The following is an 8,064-nucleotide window of genomic DNA, read 5'->3' as shown; positions in this document are numbered from 1 at the left end:
GATGGGCGAGTTGGTGCGGTGTTGGCTTGTGGGTATAAGTTATCCACAGGTGGTGTCGCGGTCGCTTGCACTGACCCTGCGAAGCCCATCTCTACCGCGATCAAATCAAAAAGGTTGGCCGCAAGCCGCCATGGCTTTGCGGCCAACCTTTTTTACGATGCCGCGATGTAGCGATCCGGCCGGTGGTAGAAGCCGATCACCAGGCTCATCGCGGCGGCGCCGATCAGTGAGCCGATCAGCTGCGGCAGGCTGCACAGCAGCAGCGACGCGAGCAGTATCAGGAGGTCGATGCCGAATTGCAGCTTGCCGGCGCGCAGGCCGTAGCGTTGCTGCACGTACAGCGCCAGGATGTTGATGCCGCCGACGCTGGCCTTGTGGCGGAACAGCGCGATCAGGCCCATGCCGAGTAGCAGCCCGCCGAGCAGGCCGGTGGAATACGGGTTCAGCGTGCCGGCGAACGGGAACAGCTCGCGGCATTGTGTGGACAGCAGCGACACCAGCGCGACGCAGACAAAGGTGCGCACGGTGAAGGCGGCGCCCATGTGGCGCAGCGCCAGCAAGTAGAACGGCAGGTTGATCAGGAAAAACAGCCAGCCAAACGGCGCCAGGCCCTGGTAGTGCAGCAAAAAGGCGATGCCGGCGGTGCCGCCGGTGAGCAGGCCGGCCTGCACGAACATGGCCATGCCGAAGCCGATGAAGGTGGTGCCGATCAGGATGGCGAGCAGGTCTTCTGCCCGGCTGTGTGCCAGCGGATTGTGTCCGCTTGTCAGGCGCGTGGTGTCGGTAGTCATGTGGATACCGTTGGGGGCGAATTGTCATAAACGGCGCGCCGGGTAAGGGCGCCGCACCGGTAGCCGGCGCAGCAAGAAGCCTGCCAGCGCCGCGGGGTCGATGCGTGGCGCTGGCGGGTTTGCGGTGCCTTGTGGCGGGGCAAAAAGCCCGTGCCGGCCGGTCTGCCGCGCCAGGCTGGTGCATGGCCGCGCTGTTTGCTGCTGCGGCCAACCCTGGCTGGCGGCATGGCTGTGTTGCCGTCGCTGGCGAGGCCGGCGCGGAATGTCGCCGCATTTCGTGCTACAACGGCAGCATCTGCCCCTTTCTGCTGCCGTGCCGCCCATGGATTTCCTGCGCCGCTTTTTCCTGCGTCACTATCGCGATCCGTACACCCGCTTTTCGTTGCTGATGTGTGGGCTGATGCTGGCCTTGCTGCTGCTGGTGTGGCTGTTCGATCTCGATACCCCGGCGCGCGAGACGGTGCCGTTGCCGCCGCCGGCGGGCATCGGCGTGCCGGTGTAGTCGCGGTGCTCTTGCGCGGCTTGCCAGCCACGGTTGATGGCGGGATCATCGGTGGCTTACTGCGGGGGATGAGGCGATGAACGGGCTGTTACTGGCGCTGGCGTTTGTGATGGGGGTGGTGGTGCCGCTGCAGGCGGCGATCAATCACCAGCTGAAGCTGCTGATCGGCGGCAGCCCGGTGCTGGCGGCGCTGGTGTCGTTTGCGGTGGGGCTGGTGACGCTGAGCATCGCCGCGCTGCTCAGCGGGCAGAAGTGGGTCGGCCTCGCTGCCTTGCCGCGCGCGGAGTGGTGGATGCTGAGCGGTGGCGCGCTGGGGGCGCTGTTCGTGTTCGGCACCACGCTGCTGGCGCCGCGGCTGGGGGTGGCGGTGATGCTGTCGCTGATCATCGCCGGCCAGGTGTGCGCGTCGCTGCTGTTTGACCGTTACGGCTGGCTGGGCATGCCGCTGAAGGAGATCAACAGCTGGCGCCTGGGTGGCGCGCTGCTGGTGGTGGCCGGGGTGCTGCTGGTGAATCTGGGCGACCGCATCGGCCGGTGACGGCCGCGTGGCGTTTCACGTGGAACCGCCCGGCGGCGGCGGCCGACAAACAGCACAATGGCAACAGCGGATTGCGTTACAATCCGCTGTTTTTCATTGCGGCGGCAGAACTGCTGCCGAATCAGGGTTTTAAGGAATCAGTGTGGCCGATATCGAGCGCCTCGATACGTGGGTAAAGTACAAGAACGGCCTGTGCAGCGACTGCATGGGCAGCTGTTGCAGCATGCCGGTGGAAGTGAAGCTGCCGGATCTGGTGCGCATCGGCGTGGTGGACGAGTTCGAGCTGGACGAACCGATCAAGAACATCGCCAAACGCCTGGAAAAGCAGCGCATCATCCAGCATTTCAACTTCAAGAACGGCATTTTCACGCTGACGCAGCGCGCCAACGGCGATTGCCAGTATCTGGACCAGAAAACCCGGCTGTGCAGCATCTACGCGCTGCGGCCGAATACCTGCCGCAATCACCCGCAGGTCGGTCCGCGGCCGGGGTTTTGCGCCTACACCCGTAATCCGCAGCATGGCCGCAAGGTGAGCACATGAGCGATAAACAAAGTAACAACCCGCTGCACGGCGTGACGCTGGAAGCGATGCTGACCGAGCTGCACGGCCACTACGGCTGGGATGGCCTCGCCAGCCGCATTGCGGTGCGCTGCTTCAGCCACGAGCCGAGCATCAAGTCCAGCCTCGCCTTCCTGCGCCGCACGCCGTGGGCGCGCGACAAGGTGGAGGCGCTGTACCTGCAGCTGAAGAAGCCGAAGCGCAGCCTGGTGCCGAAGGCAGCCACCACGCGCGCGCCGGCCGGCCACGGTGCGGCCAAGGCACCGACCATCCTGTTTGCCCGCAAGACCCCGCCGACCGACGACGCCTGAGCCGGCTGCCGGCAAACCATCCGGCCGCGACACGCGTCGCGGCTTTTTGACGCAAGGAGCCGCCGATGACCGCGCCCGCCGTATTGCTTGATGCCCGTGGCCTGATCGCCGCGCAACGCCAGTTTGCCGCCGAGCGCGACTGGCAGCGTTTCCATACCCCGCGCAACCTGATGCTGGCACTGACCGGCGAGGTCGGCGAGCTGGCGGAGCTGTTCCAGTGGCGCACGGACGCCGAGGCGGCGGCGATGGCGAGCGAGCCGCAGGCCTTCGAACGGCTGCAGGAAGAAATCGCCGACGTGATGATGTACCTGGTGCGGCTGGCTGATGTCTGCGGCGTCGATCTCGACCACGCGCTGCAGGACAAGCTGCACAAGAATGCGCTGAAATATCCGGCCGGCGGGCGGGAATAAATTGCCACAGTTTTGCCGCAGTACCCGGATGTTATTTATAGAAAGCGGCGGCAATTGATAATCCAATACTTTTCTATCCGGCGCGGCAGCGGCAAGCAAACATGCCGTTGGCTTAGCCTGTGCTAAGCTGGCCGATTGTGTTTGCCGCAGATCCCGACCGATGAACCAAGCCGACACGCTGTCTTTCCACGCCGCCTCGCTGCCGCCTGCCGCCCGCCTGCAGCAGCTGTACGCGGCGCTGCCCTACCCGGTGCTGCTGTTTGACGTGCACGGGCAGCTGGAGTTTGCCAATCACGCCGCGCAGAGCTGTCCCGATGCGCAGCCGGCGCTGCAACAGCTGGCCGCCGGCGCCACGCTGGCGACGGTGACGCTGCCGGGGCTGAGCGCCGACAGCTTCGCCCAGGTGCTGGCCACGGCCGCGCCGCAGAGCATGGAGCTGAGCCTGCCGCAGACCGATGGCAGGCCGGGACACTACCAGATCACGCTGACGCCGCTGTGTGATGCCAGCGGCAAGGTGGACGGCGTGCTGCAGACCCGCCACGACGTCACCCGCCAGCGCCAGGAAGCGCAGCGGCTGCAGCTGTTGCAGGGGCACCTGCTGGAGATGGCGCACCGCGACGCGCTGACCAATCTCGCCAACCGCCGCTATCTGGAACTGAAACTGGAAAGGTTGGCCGCAGACAGCGCGTCCAGCCTGTGCGCGCTGCTGTTCATCGATCTCGACCGTTTCAAGCCGATCAACGACGCCCACGGCCACGACACCGGCGACGCGGTGCTGTCGGCGATTGCCGCGCGGCTGAAGCAGGCGCTGCGTGGCACCGACCTGCTGGCGCGCATCGGCGGTGACGAGTTTGCCATCCTGCTGGAAGGCGTCACCGAGAGCGGCGCGCGCGCGGTGGCCGGCAAGATCATCCAGGCTCTGGACGAGCCGTTTGCCGAACTGTCGCCACCGAACCGGCTCGGCCTGTCGGTCGGCATCTGCCTGTTCAAGAGCGGCGCGACGATGCCGGCCGAGGTGCTGGCCGAGGCCGACCAGGCGATGTACCGCGCCAAGCGCCGTGGTGGCGGGCAGTTCGAGCTGCAGCAGCTGTAAGAACCTGTTCACGATCTGCTGCGCGTCGGCGATACCGCGTTAAAAACGCCTTCGGAATGCTCATTTACCACTTGTAAACTCCGCTTCCTCAGCCGTTTTCGCCTTGTCTCGCTCTAGCTCGCGAGATCGTGAACACGTTCTAAGCATGCGCGTATGACAAAACGGCCACCCGCATTTGCCGGTGGCCGTTGTTGTTTCACATGAAACGCAAGGGGTTGATGCCCCACTTTTCCGGCGCCTCGTGGCGCACGATCTTGTCGCCGCCGCCAAAGCCGAGCGGCCGCGACAGGTCGATGATTTCCGGCTGCAGGTAGGTATTGCTCTTGCTGCTGAACATCACCTTGATCTTCGGCGTCAGCAGGTTGCTGTCGTGCTGCTCGATCACCACCCCCAGCTTGCCGGATTCCAGCAACACCAGCGTGCCGACCGGGTAGATGCCGACGCAGCGCATGAAGGCCTGCACCAGCTTGGGGTCGAAGTGGTATTTCGACCATTCGAAGATCTTGCGCAGCGCATCGGTCGGCGCCATGCCCTTGTGGTAGCAGCGATCGGCGGTGATGGCGTCGTAGACGTCGACGATGGCCGCCATCTTGGCCAGGGTGCTGATGGTGTCACCCTTGAGATTGTGCGGGTAGCCGCTGCCGTCGACGCGCTCGTGGTGATGCAGGGTGATGTCGAGCGGGATCTCGCTGATGCCCTCGGTGCGGCTGAGGATGTCGAAGCCGTCGCGCGGGTGGCGCTTGATGATGTCGAACTCCTCCTCGGTCAGGCGCCCCGGCTTGTTGAGGATCTCGTCCGGCACCAGCGCCTTGCCGGTGTCGTGCAGGATGCCGCCCAGCCCGGCAAGGTGGATGGTTTCCATGTCCATGCCCACCGAGCGGCAGAACGCGATCATCAGCGTGCCGACGCTGACCGAATGCAGGAAGGTGTAGTCGTCCTTGTTCTTGATGCGCAGCAGCGTCAGCAGCGCGCCGCTGTTGCTGAGCACCGATTCGGTGATCGATTCGATCATCGGCTCGACCTGCTCCAGCTCCACCGCCCGCCCCAGGCGCACATCCTGCATCACGGTCTTGACCAGCGCGTGCGCCTGGCTCTTGATGCGGTTGGCGCGGCCCAGCTCCTCGGCAAACGACAGCGCGATGATCGGCGCCGGCTTGCCGGTGACCGCCTCGATCATCTGCTGCTGCAAGCTGGCGTTGACCTCGTCCACGCTGCGCGCATGGCTGACGTCCAGCCCCTTTTCGGTATCGATATAGAGTTCATGAATACCGGCTTCGACGATCTTGGCGATTTCGGTATCGTTCTTGATCAGGAAGCGCTTGCGGAAAAACGGATGAGAGGTCCAGTCGCAGTTCAGGTCATGCACATACATGCCGATCTTGATGTCGGCAATATCGATATTTTTGATCATGGCGTTGTTTTCTTGGAGTCTGGTCTGGCAAAAAACGGTGTAAAAACAGCGGTCAGGCTGCTGGTGGCAGCGCTGCGACGGTGGTGTGCCACGACAGTTTGTGCCAGAAACCTTATCCGACGATTATCGCGCCAATCGGCGATGCAAACAGGGTTTTATTTGTATTGATATTGGTTATCATTATTTTATTCAAATAAATAGTGATCGATAAATAATTATGGCAATTGATAATAATGATCAGTGCTTTTTTATTATTACGTATCGGTGATAGTCAATTTTCATGCAAGCGGATATTCTAGGTATAAATACCTAGAACAAAAAACCGGATTTCGCGAGCTACAGGAGTGCAAGGCATGACGCAGAGTACACGTTGGGGGCATCTGGGCAACCGCATCATCGGCGTTGCCGCGGTGGCGGTGGCGGTTGGTTTTGCGGTGATGATCGCCATCATCGCCAAGCAAAGTTATGACGCCGCGGTCGAGCAGGGTAACCAGCTGGCCTCGGAACAGGCCGGCCGCGTGGCGGACAGTGTCGAGGCCAAGCTGGCCAACGGCTTCGCCATTCCGCGCAGCATGGCCGCCAGCGTGCAGGGGCTGCAGCGCGCGCAGGCGGTGGAGCGCAAGGTGGTCGACAACATCCTGCTCAGCTCGCTGGACAACGCGCCGGGCATCATCGGCGCGTGGATGATCTGGGAGCCGAATGCGCTGGACGGCCGCGACGACGAATTCCGCCGCGACTGGCCGAAGCATGACCCGAGCGGGCGCTACACGCCGTACCTGACGCGCGGTGGCGACGGCAAGGCGGCGCTGGACGTGATGATGTCGAGCGACCGGGTGGCGAAATTCCCGGAGTGGCAGGACAAGCTCACCGAGTACGCGCCGGACTATGAAAAATCCGGCTGGGGCGATTTCTACTTCGTGCCGAAATCGCGCGGCCGCGACACCATCACCGAGCCGTTCTTCTACGAGGTGCAGGGCAAGCAGGTACTGGAAAGCTCGCTGGCGGTGGTGATGAAAGACGCGTCCGGCAAGCTGCTGGGGGTGTCCGCCGTCGATCTGGCGCTGGACGACCTGCAAAAGCAGTTCGGCGCCATCCGCCTGTATGACACCGGCTATGTGCGCATGGTGTCCGAGGGCGGCCTGTTCGTGGTCAACCCGCAGGCCGGGCTGGTCGGCAAGGCGGTGGCCAGTGGCGATCCGCTGGCGGCCAACCTCGACAAGATCAAGAAGGGTGAGCGCTTCGTCTACGAAGACGGCGGCTTTACCCACTTCTTCTACCCGATCAAGGTGGCGGACAGCGGCCAGTTCTGGTCCGCCGGCGTCAGCGTGCCGACCGCGGCGATTACCGCGACCGCCAACAGCCAGCGCAATACCGCCATCGTGGTCGGCGTCATTGCGCTGGCGCTGATCATCCTGGTGCTGACGCTGCTGATCCGCACCCTGACGCGGCCGCTGAACACGCTGGCGGAAACCATGGAACAGTTCGCCAGCGGCAAGGGCGACCTGACGCTGCGCCTCACCGTCAGCAACCGTGACGAAATCGGCCGCACCGCCGCCGCCTTCAACCGCTTTATCGAGAGCCTGCGCGAGATGTTCATCGAGGTACGCGAGCAGAGCCTGGCGGTGAGCCGTTCCGCCGGCCAGCTGGCCGACTCCGCGGTGCAGGTGGAGCAGTCGTCGGCGCAACAGTCGGACGCCGCCAGTGCCACCGCGGCCGGTGTGGAGCAGGTCACCGTCAGCGTGCACCACATCGCCGATACCGCGATGCTGGCCGAGAGCATGGCGCGCGAAACCGGCGTGCTGACCGAGCACAGCGTGGCGACGGTGGACAAGGTCACCGGCGAGATCCAGCGCATGACCAGCAATATGCAGGCTCTGGCCGGGCGCATGGGTGCACTTGGCGCACGTTCGGCGGAGGTCAGCACCATTGTCGGCGTGATCAAGGACATTGCCGACCAGACCAACCTGCTGGCGCTGAATGCGGCCATCGAGGCGGCGCGCGCCGGCGAGCAGGGGCGCGGCTTTGCGGTGGTGGCGGACGAGGTGCGCAACCTCGCCGGCCGCACCGCCGAGGCCACGGTGCAGATCAGCCGCATCGTCAACGCCATCAGCAGCGAGACCAACGACGCGGTGGACGAGGTGAAGCGCAGCACCGAGCTGGTGTCGGTCAGTGTCGGCATTGCCGAGGAGGCCAACGTGGCGATGAAGGGCGTCTACGAGAAAAGCGTCGATCTGGTGGACAACATCGGCGATATCGCGTCGTCGACGCGGGAACAGTCGAACGCGACCTCGGAAATCGCGCAGAACGTGGAGCGCATCAGTACCATGGCGCAGTCCAACAGCGAAGTGGCGCGCGAGGTGCGCGCCGCGGTGGAGCAGCTGCGCGAGCAGTCCGCCAGCCTGGAAGCACTGGTCGGCAATTTCCGACTCTGAGTCGCCGGCTAGCCGCA

General features: G+C 64.0%; 9 protein-coding genes. 7 read left to right on the top strand and 2 right to left on the bottom strand.

The window, feature by feature from the left end:
• Positions 1–152 precede the first annotated feature (152 nt).
• Positions 153–791: a YitT family protein gene (locus tag ACG97_RS15325; protein ID WP_047968242.1), complete on the bottom strand. Its 639-nt coding sequence runs from the start codon at positions 789–791 to the stop codon at positions 153–155.
• A gap of 322 nt (positions 792–1,113) precedes the next feature.
• Between ACG97_RS15325 and ACG97_RS15320 the strand changes: the two genes are divergently transcribed.
• From ACG97_RS15320 to ACG97_RS17020, 6 genes are all read left to right on the top strand, one after another.
• Complete coding sequence (locus tag ACG97_RS15320) at positions 1,114–1,293, top strand: hypothetical protein (RefSeq protein ID WP_047968241.1); 180 nt, start codon at positions 1,114–1,116, stop codon at positions 1,291–1,293.
• Positions 1,294–1,369: 76 nt separating this feature from the next.
• Positions 1,370–1,831 carry a DMT family transporter gene (locus tag ACG97_RS15315; protein WP_047968240.1) on the top strand — a complete coding sequence of 154 codons (462 nt, stop codon included), beginning with the start codon at positions 1,370–1,372 and terminating at the stop codon, positions 1,829–1,831.
• Between the two features lie 142 nt (positions 1,832–1,973).
• On the top strand, positions 1,974–2,372 hold the full coding sequence (locus ACG97_RS15310) for a YkgJ family cysteine cluster protein (RefSeq protein ID WP_047968239.1): 399 nt from the start codon (positions 1,974–1,976) through the stop codon (positions 2,370–2,372).
• On the top strand, positions 2,369–2,701 hold the full coding sequence (locus tag ACG97_RS15305) for a VF530 family DNA-binding protein (protein ID WP_047968238.1): 333 nt from the start codon (positions 2,369–2,371) through the stop codon (positions 2,699–2,701). Before ACG97_RS15310 ends, ACG97_RS15305 begins: the two co-directional genes overlap by 4 nt.
• Before the next feature lie 65 nt (positions 2,702–2,766).
• Positions 2,767–3,111 carry a nucleotide pyrophosphohydrolase gene (locus ACG97_RS15300; protein ID WP_047968237.1) on the top strand — a complete coding sequence of 115 codons (345 nt, stop codon included), beginning with the start codon at positions 2,767–2,769 and terminating at the stop codon, positions 3,109–3,111.
• A gap of 160 nt (positions 3,112–3,271) precedes the next feature.
• Positions 3,272–4,204, top strand: coding sequence for a GGDEF domain-containing protein (locus tag ACG97_RS17020; RefSeq protein ID WP_053068207.1), 933 nt, complete (start codon positions 3,272–3,274; stop codon positions 4,202–4,204).
• Positions 4,205–4,400: 196 nt separating this feature from the next.
• Here the strand turns inward: ACG97_RS17020 and ACG97_RS15290 are convergent, their stop codons facing one another.
• Positions 4,401–5,615, bottom strand: a complete 1,215-nt coding sequence (locus ACG97_RS15290) for an HD-GYP domain-containing protein (protein ID WP_047968236.1) — start codon at positions 5,613–5,615, stop codon at positions 4,401–4,403.
• A 353-nt stretch (positions 5,616–5,968) separates the two neighbouring features.
• Between ACG97_RS15290 and ACG97_RS15285 the strand changes: the two genes are divergently transcribed.
• The gene (locus ACG97_RS15285; protein WP_047968235.1) at positions 5,969–8,047 is read left to right on the top strand and encodes a methyl-accepting chemotaxis protein; all 2,079 of its coding nucleotides are present in this window, start codon (positions 5,969–5,971) and stop codon (positions 8,045–8,047) included.
• Positions 8,048–8,064 lie beyond the last annotated feature (17 nt).

It is taken from the genome of Vogesella sp. EB, from assembly GCF_001037925.1.
Classification (GTDB): Bacteria; Pseudomonadota; Gammaproteobacteria; order Burkholderiales; family Chromobacteriaceae; genus Vogesella; species Vogesella indigofera.
Note: the sequence above shows the minus strand (reverse complement) of the source record. Positions and strands in the feature narration are given on the sequence as shown.